At 56.0% G+C, this 22,203-nt stretch carries 19 protein-coding genes and 1 tRNA gene; 4 read left to right on the plus strand and 16 right to left on the minus strand.

The features are described 5' to 3' along the window. Positions 1 to 64 precede the first annotated feature (64 nt). Positions 65 to 141, minus strand: a tRNA-Pro gene (locus tag VEB01_RS13785). 120 nt (positions 142 to 261) lie between these two features. Then, a complete protein-coding gene (fchA, locus tag VEB01_RS13790) occupies positions 262 to 885 on the minus strand; it encodes a methenyltetrahydrofolate cyclohydrolase (protein ID WP_414675478.1) in 624 nt (207 codons plus the stop codon). Between the two features lie 196 nt (positions 886 to 1,081). On the opposite strand from fchA, the gene VEB01_RS13795 reads away from it, so the two are divergent. Further along, entirely contained in the window at positions 1,082 to 1,939 is an 858-nt protein-coding gene (locus VEB01_RS13795) for an NADP-dependent methylenetetrahydromethanopterin/methylenetetrahydrofolate dehydrogenase (RefSeq protein ID WP_324876369.1), read from the plus strand. Between the two features lie 77 nt (positions 1,940 to 2,016). Here VEB01_RS13795 and VEB01_RS13800 read toward each other — a convergent pair whose 3' ends face one another. After that, a complete protein-coding gene (locus VEB01_RS13800; RefSeq protein WP_324876371.1) occupies positions 2,017 to 2,745 on the minus strand; it encodes a metallophosphoesterase in 729 nt (242 codons plus the stop codon). Positions 2,746 to 2,932: 187 nt separating this feature from the next. On the opposite strand from VEB01_RS13800, the gene ispG reads away from it, so the two are divergent. After that, on the plus strand, positions 2,933 to 4,171 hold the full coding sequence (gene ispG, locus VEB01_RS13805; protein WP_324876373.1) for a flavodoxin-dependent (E)-4-hydroxy-3-methylbut-2-enyl-diphosphate synthase: 1,239 nt from the start codon (positions 2,933 to 2,935) through the stop codon (positions 4,169 to 4,171). Positions 4,172 to 4,200: 29 nt separating this feature from the next. Here the strand turns inward: ispG and VEB01_RS13810 are convergent, their stop codons facing one another. Together VEB01_RS13810 and acnB are read right to left on the minus strand one after the other, a co-directional pair. Then, complete coding sequence (locus VEB01_RS13810; RefSeq protein WP_324876375.1) at positions 4,201 to 5,025, minus strand: ferritin-like domain-containing protein; 825 nt, start codon at positions 5,023 to 5,025, stop codon at positions 4,201 to 4,203. A 7-nt stretch (positions 5,026 to 5,032) separates the two neighbouring features. Continuing rightward, positions 5,033 to 7,609 carry a bifunctional aconitate hydratase 2/2-methylisocitrate dehydratase gene (gene acnB / locus VEB01_RS13815; RefSeq protein WP_324876376.1) on the minus strand — a complete coding sequence of 859 codons (2,577 nt, stop codon included), beginning with the start codon at positions 7,607 to 7,609 and terminating at the stop codon, positions 5,033 to 5,035. A 232-nt stretch (positions 7,610 to 7,841) separates the two neighbouring features. Here acnB and VEB01_RS13820 point away from each other — a divergent pair, with 232 nt between their 5' ends. Further along, on the plus strand, positions 7,842 to 8,768 hold the full coding sequence (locus VEB01_RS13820) for a histone deacetylase family protein (protein ID WP_324876378.1): 927 nt from the start codon (positions 7,842 to 7,844) through the stop codon (positions 8,766 to 8,768). Between the two features lie 46 nt (positions 8,769 to 8,814). Here the strand turns inward: VEB01_RS13820 and VEB01_RS13825 are convergent, their stop codons facing one another. The 11 genes from VEB01_RS13825 to truA all read right to left on the minus strand — a co-directional run bounded on the left by VEB01_RS13825 (position 8,815) and on the right by truA (position 20,507). Further along, positions 8,815 to 10,149, minus strand: a complete 1,335-nt coding sequence (locus tag VEB01_RS13825) for a UDP-glucose dehydrogenase family protein (protein WP_324876380.1) — start codon at positions 10,147 to 10,149, stop codon at positions 8,815 to 8,817. Positions 10,150 to 10,208: 59 nt separating this feature from the next. After that, positions 10,209 to 11,393: an O-succinylhomoserine sulfhydrylase gene (locus tag VEB01_RS13830; protein ID WP_324876382.1), complete on the minus strand. Its 1,185-nt coding sequence runs from the start codon at positions 11,391 to 11,393 to the stop codon at positions 10,209 to 10,211. Between the two features lie 35 nt (positions 11,394 to 11,428). Further along, positions 11,429 to 12,937, minus strand: a complete 1,509-nt coding sequence (gene purF / locus VEB01_RS13835; RefSeq protein WP_324876384.1) for an amidophosphoribosyltransferase — start codon at positions 12,935 to 12,937, stop codon at positions 11,429 to 11,431. Between the two features lie 26 nt (positions 12,938 to 12,963). After that, complete coding sequence (locus VEB01_RS13840) at positions 12,964 to 13,464, minus strand: CvpA family protein (protein ID WP_324876386.1); 501 nt, start codon at positions 13,462 to 13,464, stop codon at positions 12,964 to 12,966. 70 nt (positions 13,465 to 13,534) lie between these two features. Beyond that, complete coding sequence (locus VEB01_RS13845) at positions 13,535 to 14,653, minus strand: SPOR domain-containing protein (protein WP_324876388.1); 1,119 nt, start codon at positions 14,651 to 14,653, stop codon at positions 13,535 to 13,537. Positions 14,654 to 14,787: 134 nt separating this feature from the next. Further along, complete coding sequence (gene folC, locus VEB01_RS13850; RefSeq protein ID WP_324876390.1) at positions 14,788 to 16,050, minus strand: bifunctional tetrahydrofolate synthase/dihydrofolate synthase; 1,263 nt, start codon at positions 16,048 to 16,050, stop codon at positions 14,788 to 14,790. Positions 16,051 to 16,054: 4 nt separating this feature from the next. Further along, a complete protein-coding gene (accD, locus tag VEB01_RS13855) occupies positions 16,055 to 17,026 on the minus strand; it encodes an acetyl-CoA carboxylase, carboxyltransferase subunit beta (protein ID WP_414675479.1) in 972 nt (323 codons plus the stop codon). After that, positions 17,023 to 17,844: a tryptophan synthase subunit alpha gene (gene trpA, locus VEB01_RS13860; protein ID WP_324876392.1), complete on the minus strand. Its 822-nt coding sequence runs from the start codon at positions 17,842 to 17,844 to the stop codon at positions 17,023 to 17,025. The genes accD and trpA overlap by 4 nt, the downstream gene beginning before the upstream one ends. Further along, a complete protein-coding gene (trpB, locus tag VEB01_RS13865; RefSeq protein ID WP_324876394.1) occupies positions 17,841 to 19,061 on the minus strand; it encodes a tryptophan synthase subunit beta in 1,221 nt (406 codons plus the stop codon). The genes trpA and trpB overlap by 4 nt, the downstream gene beginning before the upstream one ends. Next, positions 19,036 to 19,695 (minus strand): phosphoribosylanthranilate isomerase, encoded by a 660-nt coding sequence (locus VEB01_RS13870; RefSeq protein ID WP_324876396.1) that lies wholly within the window; start codon positions 19,693 to 19,695, stop codon positions 19,036 to 19,038. Before VEB01_RS13870 ends, trpB begins: the two co-directional genes overlap by 26 nt. Then, complete coding sequence (gene truA, locus VEB01_RS13875) at positions 19,692 to 20,507, minus strand: tRNA pseudouridine(38-40) synthase TruA (RefSeq protein ID WP_324876397.1); 816 nt, start codon at positions 20,505 to 20,507, stop codon at positions 19,692 to 19,694. Before truA ends, VEB01_RS13870 begins: the two co-directional genes overlap by 4 nt. Positions 20,508 to 20,730: 223 nt before the next feature. Here truA and VEB01_RS13880 point away from each other — a divergent pair, with 223 nt between their 5' ends. Then, positions 20,731 to 22,020, plus strand: coding sequence for a citrate synthase (locus tag VEB01_RS13880; protein ID WP_324876399.1), 1,290 nt, complete (start codon positions 20,731 to 20,733; stop codon positions 22,018 to 22,020). The last annotated feature ends 183 nt before the right edge of the window (positions 22,021 to 22,203 follow it).

The raw sequence follows: 22,203 nt of genomic DNA on the forward strand, positions 1-22,203 counted from the left end.
GGACTCGAACCTGCGACCCTCGGCTTAGAAGGCCGATGCTCTATCCGGCTGAGCTACAAGCGCTTGGTCGGGGTAGAGGGATTCGAACCCCCGACATTCTGCTCCCAAAGCAGACGCGCTACCAGACTGCGCTATACCCCGCACGACCTTCTTTAACGAGAAGCCGTTCGGCTAACCATCAAGATTCACAATAATACCCGTGCTGATTTAAATCGTCAATCAACGTGCTGGATCGCAGGTCAATGGGGATAAGCCGTCGTCTTATAGCTTGCTTTTCACGCTTTGAAAAATTTCCTCATTCAAGTCGTCCATTCCGTTCAGAATTCCGCCCAATTCATCTAAACGGGAAGATACGAACCCCTCGTCCTTGATGGCACCGGCATTAACGTAAACATTTAGTGCAGCGCTTTTCAACGCAGCATAACCTGCGACCACGGCAACGCCCGCATCGCTCACGACGTTTCGGTTTCCTTTTTCGGTCACCGCCTTGCTCAATCTGATCACTTCGGCACAGGCTTTCGCACACTCGATGGGTACATCGGTCGCTTCCCGCAATGCCGATTGTATCTGCTGGCTTCTAGCGGCTTTTTGTTCATCCGTTTCCTTGGGCAATCCGTAGGCGCCCATGACTTTATCGAATACTTCGACGTCGGCCCTGATCATATCCATCAACCGTGCGCGCAAGCTTTCTGCCTGTGTCAGTATTTCTTTCATCTCGGGTTCGACGGCCTCGTAGTTTTTCTTTCCTATAGTGAGATTGCAAACCATGCTCACCAATGCAGCACCCATGGCCCCCATGATAGCCGCTGCGCTGCCGCCGCCCGGAGTCGGCGACTTGCTGGCCAAGTCGTCCAAAAACTGATGGATTGTCTTGTCTTTGATCATGCCGATTCGCTCCATGAGTTTTGTAGTATGAAAAACGGCCGGAGAGTATAAAACACTAGACGTTGCGGGTTAAAATTTTCCAGTTTTTCAGGTATGTGCGGCTGCGGCGACCGAGGTTCAATCTTTTCGCAGGCGCAAATTCGAGAAAAAAGCCGCCAGACACGATAAAGGTTAAAGGCCATCCCAAGGACAAAGAATGAAAAAGCTGCTATTCCAGTTTGATACCGATTTTTATCCATCCGTGTTCGACACCGTTGTGGCCTATGACGGCGGTGCGGATCACGTTATCGGTCACGGCGGCCTGACGCCGGAGAATGTTGGAGCGTTAGTGGACGGTACGATCTTCACACGAGCTCCCAAGGACAAAAAAGATACGGCGATTTTCATCGGGGGCAGCGATTTGATAGCCGGACAGGAACTCCTGAAGGCGGTACAAAAGAAATTTTTTGCCGGTTTCCGGGTATCCGTGATGCTCGATAGCAACGGGAGCAATACGACCGCCGCGGCCGGGGTCGCCAAGCTCGTCTCCAGTGGAACGGTTGCCGGAAAACACGCGGTGGTTCTTGCCGGTACCGGACCGGTCGGTCAGCGTGCGGCGGTGATGCTGGCCAAAGAAGGCGCCCAGGTCTCGATCACCTCGCGTCAAATGCCTCGCGCCGAAAAAGCATGCCAAGACATGAAGCAGCGGTTCGGTGTCGACCTGACCCCCGTAGAGGCCCCCGATAGCGATGCTCGCGCGAAAGCCATACAACACGCTCAAATTGTGTTCGCGGCCGGCGCGGCCGGTGTAGAGCTGTTGGAAGCTCGCCACTGGCAGGACAATTCGTCAATCGAGCTGATGGCGGATGCGAACGCAACGCCGCCTATCGGTATCGGCGGAACGGATATGATGGATCGGGGAGCGGAGCGGAACGGAAAGATTGTTTGGGGAGCCATCGGTTTCGGCACCTTGAAATTAGCGCTACACCGCGCCTGTATCGCGAAGCTTTTCGAGAGTAACGATCAAGTTTTGGATGCCGAACAAATTTTTGAAATCGGGAAGACGATGGCCTGAAAAACTGAATCGCCGGCGTTGCCCGGCGATTTAAATGCGGGAGCAGCAAGACACCGTGGTTTGCTTTCACGGAATGCCTATATCTCCAGTACTTTTCCGGGGTCGAATTCGCTCACGAGTTGATTTGGGAAATAGCCACGGGGATTACAGAGAATTCGCGTGCCCGCGCAGCGATAGTCCGAAACGGCATGGGTGTGGCCATGGAACCAGGCAGCGATCTCAAAGCTGTGCAGAACTTCTTTCAGATCGTTGCAGTAGGCATAGCGTTTGAGATGGCCGGGATTATCCCGCCAGCTCCAAGGCGTCGGGGCATGGTGGGTAACCACCACCGTTTTCCCCGGAAACGGCTTCGCCAGTTCGTCGAAGAGCCAGTGGCGGGATTCCCGATGCAACTGAAGATAGCTCTCCGCGCTCAACGTGTCCGCGCGGTACCGGATCTTCCGGAAATCATTGACAATAGAAACCAGTTCCTGCAATTGGTCGTTATCCTCGCCACCGAGGTCGCTCCACAGGGTGCAACCCAAAAATCTCACGCCGTTATACTCCCAGGCCCTCCGTTCCAGGAATTGCACGTTGCTTCCGCCGGCGCCGCCACTTAGGTTTGCCAGGGTGGACAGGTGCTCTTGACTGTAAAACTCATGATTGCCCGCTACGTAAACGACAGGCTTTCGAAACGATTTAAGCCAATCCAAACCTTGGCGGCCGATGCCGATATCTCCGGCGGCGACGACTACGTCCGCATCCGTCGGCACGACTTCCAAAGAACCGAATTCGAGATGAATGTCCGAGAAATACTGAATACGCACGACTTTATCTGATCTTTGGCCGGAGCTTCTCCTGAGAACTCACCATTCCGGCACCTGGTTTAAGTTCCATAATTATAACTTGACACCCAAGTAAAGAACTCGGAAATTACCGCAGGCGTGCGATAGGCTCGATCTGTGTCATTGATAGAATAGCGGACTCGCGAAGTATCCCAGTAGGTTTTTAAGCATGATAAATAGAAGAAATTCGGTCGGTGTGAAAGTAGGTAAGATTCAGATCGGTGGCGATGCCCCGGTCGTCGTTCAGTCCATGACCAATACCGATACCGCGGATGTTGGAGGTACCGTCAAACAGGTGATGGATCTGGCGAAAGCCGGCTCGGAGTTGGTCCGCATTACCGTAAACAACGAAGAATCCGCACAGGCCGTACCCCAGATACGCGAACAATTGGATAGAAACGGCTGCTTTGTTCCCTTGATCGGCGACTTTCACTTTAACGGCCACAAGTTGCTGGACAAGTTCCCGGGCTGCGCCGAATCGCTGGGCAAATACCGCATCAACCCCGGCAATGTGGGCCGCGGATCGAAACGTGACCCTCAATTCGCCCAGATGATCGAATTTGCTTGCCGATACGAAAAGCCGGTGCGGATCGGGGTCAACTGGGGAAGCCTCGATCAATCCGTACTTGCCCGCTTGCTGGATGAAAATGCGCAGCTTACCGAAGCCAGACCACTCGCCGAAGTGATGCGCGAGGCGGTTATCACCTCGGCTTTGGAGAGCGCCGAACGCGCCGTGTCGTTAGGACTGCCCAAGGGCCGTATCGTGCTGTCATGCAAGATGAGCGGCGTTCAGGAGTTGATCGCCGTTTATCAAGCACTCGCCGAACGCTGCGATTACGCCTTGCATTTGGGGCTCACCGAAGCCGGCATGGGGTCCAAGGGTATCGTGGCATCCACGGCGGCTTTGGCGGTACTGCTGCAACAAGGCATCGGCGACACGATCCGTATCTCTTTGACACCGGAACCCGGCGCCGATCGTATCCACGAAGTCATCGTCGCCCAGGAAATTCTCCAAACCATGGGCATCCGCTCGTTCACGCCGATGGTTATCTCATGTCCCGGCTGCGGCCGCACAACCAGTGACTACTTTCAGAAACTGGCCCAGCAGATTCAAAGCCATCTCCGCCACAAAATGCCGGAATGGCGCAAGAAATATACGGGCGTCGAGGACATGCACGTTGCCGTGATGGGCTGTGTGGTCAACGGTCCCGGCGAAAGCAAGAACGCCAATATCGGGATCAGCCTGCCCGGCACGGGTGAGCAACCGGTCGCGCCGGTATTCGAGGACGGGGTAAAAACCGTAACTTTGAAGGGAGAGCACATCGCCGAGGACTTCCAGGAACTAGTCGAACGTTACGTCGTATCCCACTACGGCGCGAAGCAGGAACAGCAAGCCATCGCCGAATAAGGAACAGAAAACTCCCGGCCCGTGGCTGCTCACTCGATACGGGCCGGACTCTCCGTAGCCATCGCCTCTAAACGTTCCAGCTCGAAGTCGGTGAATCCCGCCGCTCGACGCAACTCCGTATTGAAGGGTCCGCGAACCGCACCCCGGAGATAGCGTTCAACAAGGCTGAAGTACTCCGCCATCGGATCCACTCCCTGTTCGTTGCACACGTATTGGAACCACCGGGTGCCGCGTGCAACATGACCAACTTCGTCCCTCAGGATAATTTTGAGAATGTTCGCGGTAGAGTCATCGCCCACTGCGTCCAGCTTCGCAATCATGGAGGGGGTCACATCCAAACCCCTCGCCTCCATCACTCGCGGAACCAGTGCCAAGCGGGCTTTCACATCATGTGCCGTATCCTCGGCCAATTCCCATAGTCCTCTGTGCGCCGGGAATTGGCCGTAGTCGGCATCGAAGTCCCGGAGCCGCCCGCGAAGCAAAGAAAAATGGAATGCCTCTTCGATTGCCACTTCCAGCCAGTCGTCATAAAACGCCGGCGGCATTCCGCGAAACCGATAAACCATATCCCAGGCCAACTGAATCGCGGTGAACTCGATGTGGGCAATCGCATGAAGAAAAGCAATTTGTCCCGCGGCGGTGGTTAATTTCCGCCGTGGTAGGTGCTTGGGATCGACCAGCTTCGGATGCTCCGGAAAGCAGACCTCCGAAGCCGGCTTTGGCAGCGAGTGATCGTCCACGGAAAAGCCTTTTTCTCGGTATATCCGCGCGGCCTGCTCGGTTGCTTCAAGTTTGGCTTCGACCGACGACGCGTAAAGGCATGATTCCGCAATCTCGAACAGATTGGCCGGCATGACGTTCTTAAGCCGTCTCGTCTAAGACGGCCTGTTCCGCCTTCTTCACATAATCCGGAATCCGGTCGAAGTTGAGGTAGCGATAAATGTCCGGAGCGTCCTTCTCCAACTCGCTCATGAAATTCATGTACTCTTCATGGGACGGAATCCGGTTCAATATGGAACACACGGCGGCCAGTTCCGCCGAGGCCAGGAAGACCTTGGCACCCGCGCCCATGCGGTTCGGGAAATTTCGCGTAGAGGTCGACACCACGGTGGCGTTGTCCGCCACCCGCGCCTGATTGCCCATGCACAACGAACATCCGGGCATCTCCATGCGAGCGCCCACTTTACCGTAGGTGCCGTAATAGCCTTCCTCGGTCAATTCCAATTGATCCATCCGGGTCGGCGGGGCGATCCATAACTGTCCCGGAATTTGCTTGCCGAATTTCTCCAGGATTTTACCGGCCGCGCGGAAATGGCCGATGTTCGTCATGCAGGAACCAAGAAAAACCTCGTCGACCTGCGTTCCCGCCACGACCGACAACGGCTTCACATCGTCGGGGTCGTTCGGACAGCACAAGAGCGGCTCCTTGATCTCATTCAGATCGATCTCGATTACTTCGTGATACTCCGCGTCCGCATCAGGCTCAAGCAGCACGGGATCGGCCAGCCAGGCTTCCATGGCTTTGATGCGGCGCGTAAGAGTTCGCACATCGCCATATCCTTGCTCGATCATCCATTTGAGCAGGACGATATTCGAGCGCAAATATTCTTCGATCGGTTCCTTATTCAGACGCACGGTGCAGGCGGCGGCCGATCGCTCGGCCGAAGCGTCCGCCAGCTCGAAAGCCTGTTCTATCTTGAGATTCGGCAACCCTTCGATTTCCAGAATACGTCCCGAAAAAACGTTCGTCTTGCCCTTTTTCTCAAGCGTCAAAAGCCCCCGCTGCAGCGCGACATAGGGAATGGCATGCACCAGGTCCCGCAGAGTGATACCCGGCTGCATTTCGCCCTTGAACCGGACCAGTACCGACTCCGGCATGTCCAAAGGCATCACGCCGGTGGCGGCGGCGAAGGCCACCAATCCCGAGCCGGCCGGAAACGATATGCCGATCGGGAACCGCGTATGGGAATCGCCCCCGGTCCCGACGGTATCGGGGATCAACATCCGGTTGAGCCACGAATGAATGATGCCGTCGCCGGGACGGAGCGAAACGCCGCCACGGTTCATGATGAAGTCGGGCAAGGTGTGGTGGACATCGATATCCACCGGCTTGGGATAAGCCGCCGTGTGACAGAACGACTGCATCACCAGATCCGCCGAAAATCCCAGGCAGGCCAAGTCTTTCAGCTCGTCGCGAGTCATCGGTCCCGTGGTGTCTTGGGACCCCACCGTCGTCATGTGGGGTTCGCAGTAGGTGCCGGGGCGTACACCCTTCACCCCGCAGGCTTTTCCGACCATCTTTTGCGCGAGGGTATACCCTTTTCCGCTGTCGGCTTTGGCTTCAGGACGGCGGAATACCGGGGAGATATCGAGATTCAAAGCCTTGCGGGCGCGGTCGGTGAGACCCCGTCCGATAATGAGCGAAATACGCCCCCCCGCTTGCACCTCGTCCAGCAGAATCTCGTTCTTCAAGGCGAACGTGCTGAGCGTCTCGCCGGTATCGTGATGCTTGATGATTCCTTCATAAGGATAGATATCGATGACGTCGCCGGTATTCAAATGCGCTACGTCGCACTCGATGGGCAAGGCACCGGAATCTTCCATGGTATTGAAGAAGATGGGCGCGATCTTTCCGCCGATGCACACTCCCCCGGACCGCTTGTTCGGTACGTATGGGATATCGTCGCCGACATGCCACAGCACCGAGTTGGTCGCGGATTTGCGGGAAGAGCCCGTACCCACGACGTCCCCCACGAAAGCGACCGGCCAGCCCTTTGTCTTAAGCTCCGTTATCTGGCCTTCGGCATTGGTAACGCCGTCGCGCGGCACTTTCAGCATGGCCTTGGCGTGCAGCGGGATGTCGGGCCGCGACCAGGCGTCCTGGGCGGGAGACAAATCGTCGGTGTTGATTTCGCCGGGTACCTTGAATACGGTCGCCGTAATGACTTCAGGCACTTTAGGGCGGCTGGTAAACCATTCGGCCTCCGCCCATGAACGCATGACCGCCTGGGCATTCGCGTTGCCGCTTTCGGCCTTTTCGCAAACGTCGTGAAACGCATCGAACATCAGCAAGGTTTGCGACAAGCCCTTGGCGGCTAGCGCTCCCAGGGCCGGATGATCGAGCAGATCGATGAGCGGAGCGACGTTGTATCCGCCCAGCATGGTACCGAGGAGTTCGGTTGCGCGATACGGATCGAGTATCGGCGAGACTGCCTCCCTCTTGACGACGGCCGCCAAAAAACCTGCCTTGACGTAGGCGGCTTCGTCCACACCCGCCGATACCCGGTTGGTCAGCAGGTCAAGCAAGAAGTCTTCCTCGCCTTGAGGCGGATTTTTAATAAGCGATACCAGCGCGGTGGTCATTTCCGCGCTTAGCGGTTTCGGCGCAAGCCCTTGCACCGCCCGCTCGGCAACGTGTCTGCGATATTCTTCCAGCATGGTTTCCCCTAAAGTTTGCAATTCTGCTCGAATCGAGTTCCGAGCACCATTCGAGCCGGTCTTACGTGTCGGCTAAAACGATTTCCGCTCTCTGTTTCCCGGGATAGAGCCCTTGATCTCGTGTCCCAATACCAGGGACCAATCGATCATCAAACGGTATCCGTTCTATTCCAACTTCTATACTCGGGTATTATATGGATCACCTATACGTTTATCACGCCGGACACTCGTTATGACTTCGATTTACTTCAGTCATCAGAGTTTCTTCGAGCACAATACCGGCCTTGGCCATCCGGAAGGCGCAGAACGCTTGCGTTCGATCGACCACGCGCTCAGTCAACCGGGTTTTGCCGACCTCAAGCGGCGGGAGGCACCGCGCGGCACCCGCGAACAGATCCGTTTAATCCATACCAATCGGCATATCGATTATGTATTAGGCGCCGTGCCCAGACAGGGTTTTGCCTACCTCGACGTCGACACTGTTGTCTCGCCCGGCTCGGGCGAAGCGGCTTTGCACGCCGTGGGGGCCGTATGCGCCGCCGCGGATGCCATTTTCGCCGAAGAGGCCGAAAATGCTTTCTGTGCAGTCCGGCCTCCGGGACATCATGCCGAACCCGACGCGGCCATGGGCTTCTGTTTGTTCAACAATGTCGCCATCGCGGCCGAGTATGCCCGCAAGCGCCGGGGAATCGAACGCGTCGCAATCGTCGATTTCGACGTGCATCACGGAAACGGCACCCAACGGGCCTTCGAGGCGAATCAGGACGTCCTGTATGCCTCCACTCATCAGTCTCCGTGGTATCCCGGTACTGGAGCGGCCGAAGAAACGGGAGTCGGCAACATCATCAACGTTCCGCTTCCGGCCGGAAGCGGATCCAAGGAATTTCGCCTGGCGCTAGCTGAAAAGATTCTCCCTGTCTTAGACCGATTTTCACCCGAGTTGGTTTTAATTTCCGCCGGCTTCGATGCGCATCGGGATGATCCACTGGCCGACTTGAATCTGGTTGAGGACGATTATGCGTGGGTCACATTGGAATTGGCGGCGTTGGCGAAAAAACATGCAGGCGGTAGGCTGATATCCGTTTTGGAGGGGGGATACAACCCGGAGGCTTTAGGGAAGAGCGTGGCCGCGCATGTTCGTGCGCTGATGGAGTCCTGACGGATTACAGGGTGCGCCTTGGACGCACCCTGTACGTTATCCGTAGTTAGACTAAGGACGATCCCCGTCCGATGCCGAAATAATCGAATCCCAGTGTTTTCATCCGAGCGGGATCGTAAAGATTACGGCCGTCGAAAATCACGGGATGCGACAGTTCAGACTTGATGGCGTCGAAGTTAGGACTGCGGAACACGTTCCACTCGGTGACGATGATCAAGCCGTTGGCACCCTTTAGCGTGGCTTCAGGGCTGTCGCAGAGCGTGAGGTCGGAACGGTTCCCGTACAACCGGCCGGCTTCGTGTATCGCGACCGGGTCGAAAGCCTGTACCTTAGCGCCCGCCGCCCAAAAGGCTTCAATGACGGCCCGGCTGGAAGCCTCGCGCATGTCATCGGTATTCGGCTTGAATGCCAGCCCCCAAAGAGCGAACGTCTTGCCTTTCAGATCGCCGTTAAAATAGGCGTTGACCTTATCGTAAAGTCTTAGCTTTTGCCGGTCGTTGACACCTTCGACCGCTTGCAGCAACTGCGCCTGATATCCGACGTCGCGTGCGGTGCGCTCGAGCGCTTTCACGTCCTTCGGGAAGCACGAACCGCCGTACCCGCAGCCGGGATAAATGAAGTGGTAGCCGATTCGGGGATCCGAGCCGATACCGAGCCTCACCTTTTCGATATCCGCACCCAAACATTCCGCCAGATTCGCCAATTCGTTCATGAAGCTGATTTTCGTCGCCAGCATGGCGTTGGCCGCATACTTAGTCAGTTCGGCCGAACGAATGTCCATGCATACCAATCGGTCATGATTGCGATTGAACGGCGCATACAAAGCCCGTAAAAGCTCGGTGGTGCGGGGGTTATCCGTGCCCACCACGATACGATCCGGCTTCATGAAATCCTCGATGGCCGCGCCCTCTTTCAGGAATTCCGGGTTTGAAACCACGTCGAATTCGAACGGCTTCTGTCGATCGTTGAGCACCGTTTTTATCGCCTGGCGTACCTTGTCCGCCGTACCAACCGGTACCGTGGATTTATTGATCACGACGCGATAATCCTCCATGCGTTCGCCGATGCTGCGGGCGACGGCGAGCACATACTGCAGATCGGCCGATCCATCCTCGTCCGGCGGTGTGCCGACGGCGATGAACTGAAACAAGCCGTGCCGGACCGCCAAGTCCACATCGGTGGTGAAATGCAGACGTTTAGCGGCCATGTTGCGTTCGATAATGGCATCCAAACCGGGCTCGTAAATCGGAACCTCGCCTTGGTTGAGCCGGGCGATTTTGCCTTCGTCGATATCTACGCATACCACTTCGTTGCCCACCTCGGCGAGGCAGGCGCCGGTAACGAGACCAACATAACCCGAACCAAATACCGATACTTTCATGAGTGTTCCTTCTTGTTAAGAGAGTCTGTGCTCGAACGCTGACAGAAACCGTCGAGCGATCATGAAAAGGCTCGAAGCAAATCGGCCTTGATGTCTTCGATATTTTCCAGCCCGACCGCGATACGGACCAAACCGTCGCCGATCCCGGCCGCGGCGCGCTCGCTTTCGCTTAGTCTACCGTGGGTGGTGGTCGCGGGATGCGTAATCGTCGTCTTCACATCCCCGAGGTTTGCGGTGATGGACAGCATCCGGGTCGCGTCAATCAGTTTCCAGGCCCCTTCCCGGCCTCCCTCGACTTCGAAGCTTACGATTCCACCGCCCCCAAATTGTTGCCGCACGGCCAGCTCATGCTGTGGATGGGATGGCAGACCCGGATAATACACTCGCCTTACCCAGGATCGGGTTTCCAGCCACCGTGCAAGGTTCAGCGCATTTTCGCTATGGGCGCGCATGCGTATCGACAAAGTTTCGAGACCCTTGAGAAACACCCAGGCGTTGAAAGGGCTCATGGAGGGTCCCCCCGTCCTTAGAAACGGATAAATCTCCTTATCCAATAACTCCTGCTGGCCGACGATCGCGCCTCCGATGCACCGTCCCTGCCCATCCAGGTACTTGGTTGCCGAATGAATAACGATGTCCGCCCCCAATTCCAAGGGCTTCTGTAGAGCGGGCGTGCAGAAACAGTTGTCGACCACCAAAAGACTGCCGTTTTGCTTCGCAATCGTTGCAAGACGATTAATATCCGCAATCTCGGTCAGCGGATTAGAGGGGGTCTCGAGAAAAAGAAAGCGCGTCTCGGTTCTGACAGCCGCCTCCCACGCCGAATAATCGGTCATATCCACAAAAGTGGTCGCGACACCGAATTTGCTTAGGTAATTCTGAAACAGCAAGACGGTGTTGCCGAACACGCCCCGCGAGCAGACTACATGGTCGCCGGCCTTCAACAAACCGAAGGCTGTCGTAGCGATAGCCGCCATTCCCGATGCGACCGCGATGCAGCGTTCGCCGCTTTCCAGGGCGGCAAGCCTTTCCTCGAAAGCCCGCACGGTGGGATTGGTGAAGCGCGAGTAGATATTGCCGGGAACTTTGCCGGAAAATCTGGCGGCGGCATCCTCGGCGCTGTCGAATACGTAGCTGGAGGTCGCAAAGATCGGGTCGGAATGCTCCTGCTCGGCGGTCCGTCTCTGCCCTGCACGTATGGCTTGAGTCTCGACGGCATATTGCTGCCAATCCCAGTCGGTCATAACTCGTCTATCCCCTTTAAGAAAGCGTCTCGGAACTAGCCCGCGTTGTGCAGATCGATGATCGACCCATCGGCCGAGCGTGTGGTTTTGGCCTGATCGTTCCGATGCCTGCTGAGACGATCGAGGTAATCTTGGTTGATATCCCCGGTCACATAATCACTGTTGAAACAAGAGGTGTCAAACCGTCCGACGGAAGGATTCCCTTTTTGGACCGCCTCGATCAAATCGTCCAAGTCCTGATAAATCAGCCAATCCGCGCCGAGCTCTTCCTGAACATCCCGTTCGCTACGCCCGTGGGCGATCAGCTCATGCGCCGCCGGCATGTCGATACCATAGACGTTAGGATAACGCACCGGCGGGGATGCGGAAGCGAAATAGACTTTGCGCGCTCCGGCGTCGCGCGCCATCTGGATGATCTGCATCGATGTGGTGCCCCGGACGATGGAGTCGTCGACCAGTAGCACGTTCTTATCTTTGAACTCCAGATCGATGGCATTAAGCTTTTGCCTGACCGATTTCTTGCGAAGTTGTTGGCCCGGCATGATGAACGTACGTCCGATGTAGCGATTCTTGATGAACCCTTCCCGGTATTTCACTCCCAACCCATTAGCGAGCTGCAAAGCCGCGGTCCGGCTTGTATCCGGAATGGGAATCACGACGTCGATGTCGTGATCGGGACGCAATCGCAGAATTTTTTCGGCCAATTTATCGCCCATGCGAAGCCGGGCCTTGTAGACGGAGATATTGTCGATGATGGAGTCGGGTCGTGCAAAATAGACGAACTCGAAGATACACGGCGAATAAAGCACTTTTTCGGTGCATCGGCGCGTATGCAGCGTGCCGTTCTTCTCGATGATCACCGCTTCGCCCGGCAGTACGTCCCTAATGAGTTTGAATCCCAAAACGTCCAGAGCGACGCTTTCCGAAGCGATCATGTAATCGGTGCCCTTGGCGGTTTTGCGTTCGCCGAACACCAAGGGGCGAATACCGTACGGGTCCCGAAAACCGATGATGCCGAAGCCGGTAATCATCGCAACTACCGAGTAAGCCCCCCGGCAGCGCCGGTGTACCTCAGCCACGGCACGGAACACGTCCTCGGCACCGACCCGAAGTTTTCCCAATTCCTGAAGCTCATGGGCGAAGACGTTCAGGAGAACCTCCGAGTCGGAATCGGTGTTGATATGCCGTTGGTCTTGGGCAAACAGCTCTTCCTTCAGTACCTCGGCATTGGTCAAGTTACCGTTGTGCGCCAAACTGATCCCGTAAGGAGAATTGACGTAAAACGGCTGAGCCTCGGCCGAGCTCGTGCACCCCGCGGTGGGATAACGGACATGGGCGATGCCCATCTTTCCCCTGAGATTCACCATGTGCCTGGTATGGAATACGTCCCGTACCAAACCACTGTCCTTGCGCAAGTTAAAACGATCACCTTCGCAGGTGACGATACCCGCGGCATCCTGTCCCCGATGTTGCAATACGGTCAGGGCTTCATAAAGCTCCTGATTGACTTCGTCACTGGAAACGATGCCGGCAATACCACACATAGATCAACTCACTTAACGAGGGAAAATCATCGAAACTTGACATAGCCGCCGAAATCCGAGGGAAGCTGGTCACGCAGCCACAAAGCTAAAGATTGGAACGGTGGAATCAACGCAGACTCTTTCCACCAAGGATCTTCCGGAAGAGGAGTCACTCCGGCGAGAAGAACCAGCACTGCAACGACAATCGTCCCGCGGCCGATTCCGAACACCATTCCCGCAAGACGGTCAGTACCTGTCAACCCGGTACTTTGCACCAGTTTGTACAGCAAGAAACCAATTAAGCTGGCCAATATCAAGCTGGCGAAAAAAAGCACCGCAAATGACGCGGCAATCCGGGCGGAAGGAATTGAGATTACAGAATCGAGATAAACTGAAAAATCACGGCTGAAGCGCAAGCCGATCCAAGCGGCGGAAATCCAAGCACAGAGCGAAAACACCTCGCGCATCAAGCCGCGCAATAGGCCGATGAGGGCCGATAGACCAATAATCCCGACAATACAGTAATCGATCCAAACCAGATTAGGCATGTCGTACCGATGCCGACAGTAGAATTGATTATCGTCTTGTAAAAAGTCCGGTATCCAGCCACGCCACCGATTAAGGATGCGGAACCACGAAACCTTTTATGCCGACCGTATTTTCGATCTGCTTCTGCACCTGCTCTGCCCGCGTCCGGTTCAATTCAGGGCCTACTTGGACTCGGTAGACGGAAGTTCCGGCATTGGTAACGACCTCTACAAATGCGGGAAAGTTCGATTTTCTCAGCTTGTCGGCCAGCGATCGCGCATTGCCCTCGGCAGTGAAGCTACCGGTTTGAACAACCCACGCCGCAAGATCATCGGACTCCCCCGGCTTGGGTTCCGACGCGGGGACCTGCGGTTCCGGAAGCTTGGCGGGCGCAGCTCCCATTGTCGGCCTGGTTGGATTCTCAGCAGCTTTTGCGACTGATTCAGGCTGTACAGGTCTCGCATTGTCAAAAGAGGGCCTGGTCTGCGCCGATTTTTGGAACGAGGACGAGACAGACTTAACGCCTGCAGAGGGTTCGACTGTCTTTGTCGCCTCTGGCTTCTTCGGTCCCGCTTCGGCCGACCTCGCAGGTGCCGCCTTTGCTTTCGTTTTAGGCGGTGCAACCGATTGTTCAGTCCTTCCACGCAGCTCGGACGGCGCAGAATCACTCGCAACTTCCTCGTCCGAGGTAAACGTTAGCGGCTCCGGTTCGAGCTTGCTTTTTTTGACCGGGGCTTGTTTTACTTTAGTGGCCACCGGTTTTTCGGTTTTAACCGCCTGAACGCTTTCCTGACCGGCGGATTTAGCCGCGGGTCGGCTTTGCTCGATACCGGTGTCCTCAATCACGCCATCATCGGCGGTTATCGAATCGCTGTTCGCCGCAGGGTCCTCGCGATTTCCGGATTTTTCGCCGGAGTCGGCTACAGCCGTCCGCTCGCTCTCCGCCGTCTTGGAGTCTCCATCCGTCAAAGGAATAATCCGATAACCCGTGTCGGCATTTTCTTGTTCGTCCGACGGAGCAGCCTCGGCTGCCGATTTCGGCAGCTCGATGGATCTTTCCTCAATCTCCCTGGGAAGCGCCGGAATATCGCCCGCGCCGACGGTGCTTTGATCTCCCTGCCGGTCCTCGAACAGCATGGGCACGAAAATAACCACCAGAGAGGCGATGATGGTGGCGCCGATGAGACGTTGTTTCAGTTGTTGATCCATGTACACCTCGGACTCAGAGGTTGTGAAAAAATCTACTACGCAGCCCAAGTCCGCTCCTGCTCGCCGTACCCCTTTGTACGCCTGCGCTTCTCGGAACGGACTCGGGCCGCTCGCGACGGCTTTTTCACAACCTCTCAGTTCATATGAGCCAAATACTCGGAAACCAAAAAGAAGGAGCCAAACACAAGCAGAAGGTGATCGCTCTCCGCGCTCCGTCTAGCGGCATCAAATGCCGCCGCGGCATCGGGGAAACCCGAGCGGACCGCTGAGACACCAAGACTGTCAAAAACAGCCAAAAGTTGATCGGCAGTCGCCGCTCGGGGCATTTTGAGGGGCGCCAAATACCAATGTTCAACCAGGTCTTTTATATTATTGATTATCCCGGAAATGTCCTTGTCCCGCATAACGGCAAAGACCGCGTGTATGGTTTTCCCGCTAAACTGGCGGCGCAGATGATCCGCCAATACCCTTACGGCCTGGGGATTGTGCGCCACATCCAATAATACAGGAATGCTTCCGGGGATGTATTGAAACCGTCCGGCCAAAGTGACATTTCTCAATGCCTCACGAATCGCTGCTGGCGATACGGGCAAGCGGCTTTCAACTCTATGCAAGGTCTCCAGCACAGCCGATGCATTTATTAACTGGTGATCGCCTTTTAGTGCCGGAAACGGCAAATCCGTGAGTTCGGCATTCCGTCCGAGCCAGTCCCAACTGCCACTGAGCATTTCATATCTAAAATCCCGTCCCAGATACGAAAGTGGAACGTCATGCTCCTCAGCGTATTGAACCACGGCCGCCGGCACGTCGATATCTCCGACTACCGCAGGTCTCCCAGATCTAAAAATGCCCGCTTTCTCCAATCCTATGGCCGTGCGGGTATCACCCAACCAATCCTGGTGATCCAGGTCGATGCTGGCAATCAAGGCCACATCTGCGTCGATGATGTTCACGGCGTCCAGACGCCCGCCCAAACCGACTTCGAGCACCTGGACGTCCAGATCGGCAGCGTCGAAGATATCGAGCGCCGCCAATGTACCGAACTCGAAAAAACTAAGGGTAATCTCCTCACGCACACGTTCTATACGCTCGAACGCACCGCAAATTCGGTCGTCGCTGCTGGGTTGCCCGTCAATGCAAATTCGCTCGTTATAGCGAAGAAGATGCGGCGAAGTATAGGTGCCCACCCGGTATCCCTCGCTGCGCAAAATGGCGTCCAGCATTGCCACGCAGGAACCTTTTCCGTTGGTACCGCCAACGGTGATAGTGAAGGGCGGCTTTCCGCTATTGCCAAGCCGCCCGTAGACTTCTTTAACGCGGGACAAACCAAGATCAATGGACTTCGGGTGCAGGGTCTCCTGCCAGGCCAGCCACTCGGCCAGCGTGTTGAAACGCATGGACTTATTCGTCGCCCGTGATTTCGTCGGCAGAAAGAGCCGTATAGGCCGCGGCAACCGTTTCGGCTCTTTCGGCGCGTTTCTCCACGATTACAGCCTCGGCGCTTGCAGCCGCGGGCCTTTCGCATGTCAACATGGCGAGCAGCGATGCGATCTTCTCACGCATTTCCCGACGATCGACAATCATATCCAAAGCGCCGTGTTCGAGCAGGAATTCGCTGTGCTGAAATCCTTCCGGCAGCTTTTCACGGACGGTCTGTTCGATGACGCGCGGCCCGGCAAAACCGATCAAAGCGCCTGGCTCACCGATGTTGATGTCACCCAGCATGGCCAAGCTGGCAGACACGCCGCCCATCGTCGGGTCCGTCATCACGGAAATAAAAGGAATGCCTGCATCGGCCAGCCGCGCCAAGGCGGCGCTGGTTTTCGCCATCTGAAATAAGGACAGTAACGACTCCTGCATACGGGCACCGCCGCTGGCGCTGAATACAACCAGTGGAATTCCCTGCTCGAGGCAGTGGTTAACTCCCCGCACGAATCGCTCCCCCACTACCGATCCCATTGAGCCGCCCATGAATTCAAAATTGAATGCGGCCGTCACCAGAGGGAGTCCCTGAAGCTGCCCGGCTACGACGATCAGCGCGTCTCTCTCACCGGTGGTCTTTTGCGCTTGGTTCAAGCGATCCTTGTATTTCTTGCTGTCCTTGAATTTAAGCGGGTCAACCGACGCGAGGCCTTCGCCGATTTCCTGCCGATTGCCGGGATCGAGGAACAAATGAAGGCGTTTGCGCCCGCTGATGCGCATGTGATGAGCGCACTTGGGGCAAACCTCCAGATTCCTTTCCACTTCCGACCTGTACAGTATTGCATTGCAGGCCGGACATTTGCTCCACAAACCCTCGGGTACCGCGCTCTTCGTGGAAGCTTCGGTGCGGATTTTCGAAGGTACTAATTTGTGAAACCAGCTCAAGGTCATAACTCTCGCGAAGGTGATGCGTCCATTGCGGCACGCATGGATTTCAACAGATCAACAATGTCGTCGAGCGCCCGTCCGAGATTACTCTGCGCGACCTCGATTTTTTCAACCAGCGCGCTACCTACCACTACCGCATCGGCAAATTTGGATATCGTGGCCGCGATTTCCGCATTCTTGACGCCGAATCCGACGCCCAGCGGCAAATCCGTGAGCGCGCGGATTTCGGAAAGCTTGCGCTCGACATCGCTCAAGTCCAAATGCGACGCGCCCGTCACGCCTTTCAGAGAAACGTAGTACAAATAGCCCCGTCCCAGCTGGCCCATCTTACATATCCGCTCATCGGTGCTATTGGGCGCGAGCAGAAAAATCGGATCGACGCCGGCTTGCTCCAGAAGCGACAACAGATCCGACGATTCTTCGGGAGGCATGTCCACGGTAAGGACGCCATCGACGCCCGCACTTTTCGCTCTGTCGGCGAACGCGCGGTAACCCATGCACTCGATCGGGTTGAGATACCCCATCAGGACGATCGGCGTCTCGCTGTCTGTCGAACGGAACTGCTCCACCATGTCCAGCACCCGGCGCAGGCTCATCTTATGCAACAGAGCGCGCTCGCTGGCTTTTTGGATTACGGGACCGTCCGCCATCGGATCGGAAAACGGCACGCCTAATTCGATGATATCGGCACCGGCCTCTACTATGGCGTGCATCGCCGGAACCGTAAAATCCGGATGGGGATCTCCCGCGGTAATAAAGGGGATGAGAGCTTTCCGGTTGGCTTGCTTTAAAGTCTGGAATTTGGCGGTCAAACGGCTCACAGGGTAATTCCTTCGCGCCTTGCAATGGTGTTGATGTCTTTGTCCCCGCGTCCCGACAAGTTGACCAGGATTCTTTGATCCTTGCTCATGGTGGGCGCGAGTTTCATGGCGTAGGCCACGGCATGGCTGGACTCCAATGCCGGGATGATCCCTTCGATCCGAGTCAGTGTGTGGAAGGCCTCCATTGCCTCGTCATCGGTGATGCTGACGTAATTCGCACGCCCGCTGTCCTTCAACCAGGAATGTTCCGGGCCTACGCCGGGATAATCAAGGCCGGCGGAAATCGAATGGGTTTCAATGATCTCGCCATCCTCATCCTCCATGAGATAGGTGCGATTGCCGTGCAAAACGCCCGGCCTGCCGGCGCTCAGAGGCGCCGAGTGGCGACCGGTCGCGATGCCCTCGCCCGCCGCCTCGACGCCATACATCGCAACGCCTTGCTCGTCGATAAAGGGATAGAACAAGCCGATGGCGTTCGAACCGCCTCCAACGCAAGCAACCAGCGCATCCGGCAGGCTTCCGGCCAAATCCTTCATCTGCTGTTTGGCTTCGCGGCCGATGATCGCCTGAAAATCGCGAACCATCGCCGGATAAGGATGAGGTCCCGCCACGGTACCGATGATATAGAAGGTATTGTCGACATTCGTAACCCAGTCGCGCATAGCCTCGTTCAGCGCGTCCTTGAGGGTTTTCGAACCGGACTCCACCGGCACGACGGTTGCCCCGAGCAATTTCATCCGAAACACGTTGAGTGCCTGACGCTCGACGTCGACCGCTCCCATGTAGACCACGCATTCCATTCCCAAGCGAGCCGCGACCGTGGCGGTAGCCACTCCGTGCTGCCCGGCGCCGGTTTCAGCAATGACGCGCTGTTTGCCCATACGCTTGGCCAGCAGCGCTTGTCCTACGGTGTTGTTGACCTTATGGGCCCCGGTATGATTGAGATCTTCGCGTTTCAGGAATATTTGCGCGCCGCCCAGCGTCGAACTGAGTCGTTCCGCGTAATAAATCGGCGAAGGACGTCCCACGTAATGCTTGAGATCGTAGTCCAATTCGGCGAGGAACTCGGGATCCTTCATATAGCGCTGATACGCTTCCCTTAGCTCTTGAATCGGATGCATCAAGGTTTCGGCAACGAATACGCCGCCGTAAGGCCCGAAGTGTCCTCTCTCGTCGGGCAAGTTGTACGGTTTAGTCGATGTGTGCTGTATGGTCATATTCGTGTACCTGTTTTAGAAACGCCGCCATTTTACCGGCATCCTTGATGCCCTTACCGCTCTCCACGCCGCTGGAAACGTCAACGGCGTAAGGCCGCACCGTCCGCAAGGCTTCCCCGACGTTATCGGGCGCAAGCCCTCCGGCCAACACCACCGATTGGCGGAGTTCCTTCGGGATCAATTCCCAATCGAAGCGATGCCCGGTGCCCCCCTTGGCATCTGCATGCCACGCATCCAATAGAAAACCGGCGGCATCCGGGTATGCGTTCACAACCGTCGCCAAGTCCATTCCGGACCGCATTCTCACGGCCTTGATATAGGGTTTGCCGAAACAGCCGCAGTAATCCGGCGTCTCCTCACCGTGAAACTGGATCAAATCGATACGCACCTGTTCCAGAACTTCACGGACGACGATTTCGTCTTCATCGACGAACAGCCCGACCACCGTGGCAAACGGCGGCAAAGCAGACACAATTCTTCGCGCGGTCTCGATGTCGAGATTCCGTGGGCTCTGCGGATAAAAAACTAAGCCGATGGCGTCAGCGCCCAGTCGAATAGCGGTTAACGCGTCGTCGGGGCGAGTGAAGCCGCAAATTTTAACGCGAGTTCTACGGAAGGGATACGGGAATTTCACTCGTTTTCCGAAGGAATATAACGGCTGGCGTTTTCTGGCAGGTGATCAAATACCGGGTGACGGGGTAGACCGAAATGTTCCGGATAATAAACTCCGCCTAAGTATAACCCGTCAGCCGGTGCCGTAACACCGGCGCACTTTCGGTCCCGAGCATCGAGAACCTCGGCGGTCCGGTTTGGACGCTGCTTGCCCGATCCGACCTCCGTCAGCACTCCGACGATGTTGCGCACCATATGATGCAAGAAGGCATTTGCGCACAACTCGATGATTACCCTGTCGCTTTCCCTGCGCACATGGATGAAATGCATCCGGCGTATGGGACTCTTGGACTGGCAATCCTGAGCTCGAAAAGAGGAAAAATCATGTTCGCCGATAAGATGGTTCGCCGCTTCCTGCATGGATTCCTCATCGAGCGGATGAAAATGCCAGGTGACCTGACGCCTGAGCAGTGCGGACTTCATCGGACGATTCAGGATGACGTACCGATAGAATCGAGCTATGGCACTGTAGCGCGCATGGAAATCCTCGGACGTCTCCTGGACCCAGAGGATACGCACCTCTTCGGGAAGCGCCGTATTCGTTCCCATGAGCCAGGAATATGGCGTCCGGTACACGTTGGTATCGAAATGGACGACTTGCTCGAAGGCATGCACGCCTGCGTCCGTTCGGCCAGCGCATGTCACGCGGATCGGCTCCGCGGCAACACGGCTCAGAGCGTCTTCGACCGCGGCTTGGACGGTGCGCCTCCCCTTCTGCCACTGCCAGCCCGCAAAGGCTTGGCCGTCATACTCGATACCCAAGGCGATACGCATTAGAGATGTTTGAGAAATTATTTATTTAACAAAGCAATAGAAAGAGCGTTCCATTGTCGCCCCAATGTTACCATTTTGTGACATTGTGACCGAGTCGACAGTTTTAAAAAGCTATGAAGCCTACCCGGCATTCCTTGACGTAGGGTAGCGTTAGGCGACCGGTTGTCGTTACACTGAAACCGAAACGAGTATACCCAAGCGTCATTCAAGGTTTTTTAGCGTTATGGCAGAAACAGCAAAGCTCGAACTGGACGGAAACCTCTTCGATATCCCCGTCGTTACCGGTACGGAGAATGAAAAAGGACTGGATATCACCCGCCTCCAGGCATCGACAGGTTATATCACCCTCGATCCCGGCTATGCCAACACAGGCTCCTGCACATCCGCCATCACCTACATCGATGGCGAAAAAGGGATTCTTCGCTACCGCGGGATCGACATCGCCGAGCTCTGTGAAAAGTCGACGTTCATGGAAGTTTGCTACTTGCTCATTTACGGCGAGTTGCCGACGGCCGAGCAGTATACGAAATTCAAGGATAAGGTACTCTTCCACTCGCTTATTCACGAGGACATGAAGAGCTTCTTCACCTCGTATCCCGGCCATGCACATCCCATGGCCATTCTTTCGGCGATGGTGTGCTCTCTCTCGGTTTATCATCCGGAGCTGTTGAAGCCGGATCAGTCGCTACACGAGCGGGACCAAACGATTACCCGCCTCCTTTCCAAAGTGCGCGTGCTCGCCGCCTTCGCCTACAAGCGGTCGGTTGGCGAAGCCTTCGTCTATAGCCGGCCGGAGTTGGACTACCTCTCCAACTTCCTGCACATGATGTTCACGACGCCCGTCAAACTGTACGAACCGGATGAGGTGACGCGCAAGGCGCTGGACGTATTGTTCATTCTGCATGCCGATCACGAGCAGAACTGCTCCACCTCTACCGTCCGAATGGTCGGCTCTTCCAAGGCCAATCTCTTTGCGTCCATTTCGGCCGGGATCTGTGCCTTGTGGGGACCGCTACACGGCGGCGCCAACCAAGCGGTTATCGAAATGCTGGAGGCGATCGCCGCCGACGGCGGAAATTACAAGAAATTCATCGACAAAGCCAAGGACAAAAACGATCCTTTTCGACTTATGGGGTTCGGGCACCGGGTCTACAAAAACTACGATCCCCGGGCGCAGATCATCAAAAAGCACTGCGACGAAGTGCTCGGAAAACTGGGCATTCACGACCCAATCCTCGAGATCGCCAAAGGCCTTGAGGAAGTGGCGCTCACCGACTCCTACTTCATCGAACGAAAGCTTTATCCCAATGTCGATTTCTACTCGGGAATCCTGTACCGCGCCATGAGGATTCCGACGAATATGTTTACGGTGATGTTCGCCCTGGGAAGGCTGCCGGGCTGGATTGCCCATTGGAAAGAAATGATCGAGGAACCCGGCATGAAGATTGCCAGACCCCGCCAGATTTATATTGGAGAGGCGCAACGCGCCTACAAACCCATCCATAATCGATAAAAACCGTCTTCAAGCCATGCTCGGCGCCTGATGAATGACAAAACGGCTTCCGAAGTCACCCGATCGAGAAGCCGGGTCGGCCGGGGGGAAACGTTTTCGGCTTTCTTAATTCCTCTTTTCCATCGCCCTTAGGCAACGCGACGGCGTTTATCGAGTCGAATTCGGAACAAGGGTTGTCGTGTT

Source organism: Methylocaldum sp. (assembly GCF_035627495.1).
In the GTDB taxonomy this organism is placed as follows: Bacteria; Pseudomonadota; Gammaproteobacteria; order Methylococcales; family Methylococcaceae; genus Methylocaldum.

What these genes read in the sequence shown, in the direction of transcription:
- fchA (WP_414675478.1), bottom strand. Translation starts at nt 885, where the DNA reads ATGATCAAAGACAAGACAATCCATCAGTTTTTGGACGACTTGGCCAGC.
- VEB01_RS13795 (WP_324876369.1), top strand. Translation starts at nt 1,082, where the DNA reads ATGAAAAAGCTGCTATTCCAGTTTGATACCGATTTTTATCCATCCGTG.
- ispG (WP_324876373.1), top strand. Translation starts at nt 2,933, where the DNA reads ATGATAAATAGAAGAAATTCGGTCGGTGTGAAAGTAGGTAAGATTCAG.
- VEB01_RS13810 (WP_324876375.1), bottom strand. Translation starts at nt 5,025, where the DNA reads ATGCCGGCCAATCTGTTCGAGATTGCGGAATCATGCCTTTACGCGTCG.
- acnB (WP_324876376.1), bottom strand. Translation starts at nt 7,609, where the DNA reads ATGCTGGAAGAATATCGCAGACACGTTGCCGAGCGGGCGGTGCAAGGG.
- VEB01_RS13820 (WP_324876378.1), top strand. Translation starts at nt 7,842, where the DNA reads ATGACTTCGATTTACTTCAGTCATCAGAGTTTCTTCGAGCACAATACC.
- VEB01_RS13825 (WP_324876380.1), bottom strand. Translation starts at nt 10,149, where the DNA reads ATGAAAGTATCGGTATTTGGTTCGGGTTATGTTGGTCTCGTTACCGGC.
- VEB01_RS13830 (WP_324876382.1), bottom strand. Translation starts at nt 11,393, where the DNA reads ATGACCGACTGGGATTGGCAGCAATATGCCGTCGAGACTCAAGCCATA.
- purF (WP_324876384.1), bottom strand. Translation starts at nt 12,937, where the DNA reads ATGTGTGGTATTGCCGGCATCGTTTCCAGTGACGAAGTCAATCAGGAG.
- VEB01_RS13840 (WP_324876386.1), bottom strand. Translation starts at nt 13,464, where the DNA reads ATGCCTAATCTGGTTTGGATCGATTACTGTATTGTCGGGATTATTGGT.
- VEB01_RS13845 (WP_324876388.1), bottom strand. Translation starts at nt 14,653, where the DNA reads ATGGATCAACAACTGAAACAACGTCTCATCGGCGCCACCATCATCGCC.
- folC (WP_324876390.1), bottom strand. Translation starts at nt 16,050, where the DNA reads ATGCGTTTCAACACGCTGGCCGAGTGGCTGGCCTGGCAGGAGACCCTG.
- accD (WP_414675479.1), bottom strand. Translation starts at nt 17,026, where the DNA reads ATGACCTTGAGCTGGTTTCACAAATTAGTACCTTCGAAAATCCGCACC.
- trpB (WP_324876394.1), bottom strand. Translation starts at nt 19,061, where the DNA reads ATGACCATACAGCACACATCGACTAAACCGTACAACTTGCCCGACGAG.
- truA (WP_324876397.1), bottom strand. Translation starts at nt 20,507, where the DNA reads ATGCGTATCGCCTTGGGTATCGAGTATGACGGCCAAGCCTTTGCGGGC.
- VEB01_RS13880 (WP_324876399.1), top strand. Translation starts at nt 20,731, where the DNA reads ATGGCAGAAACAGCAAAGCTCGAACTGGACGGAAACCTCTTCGATATC.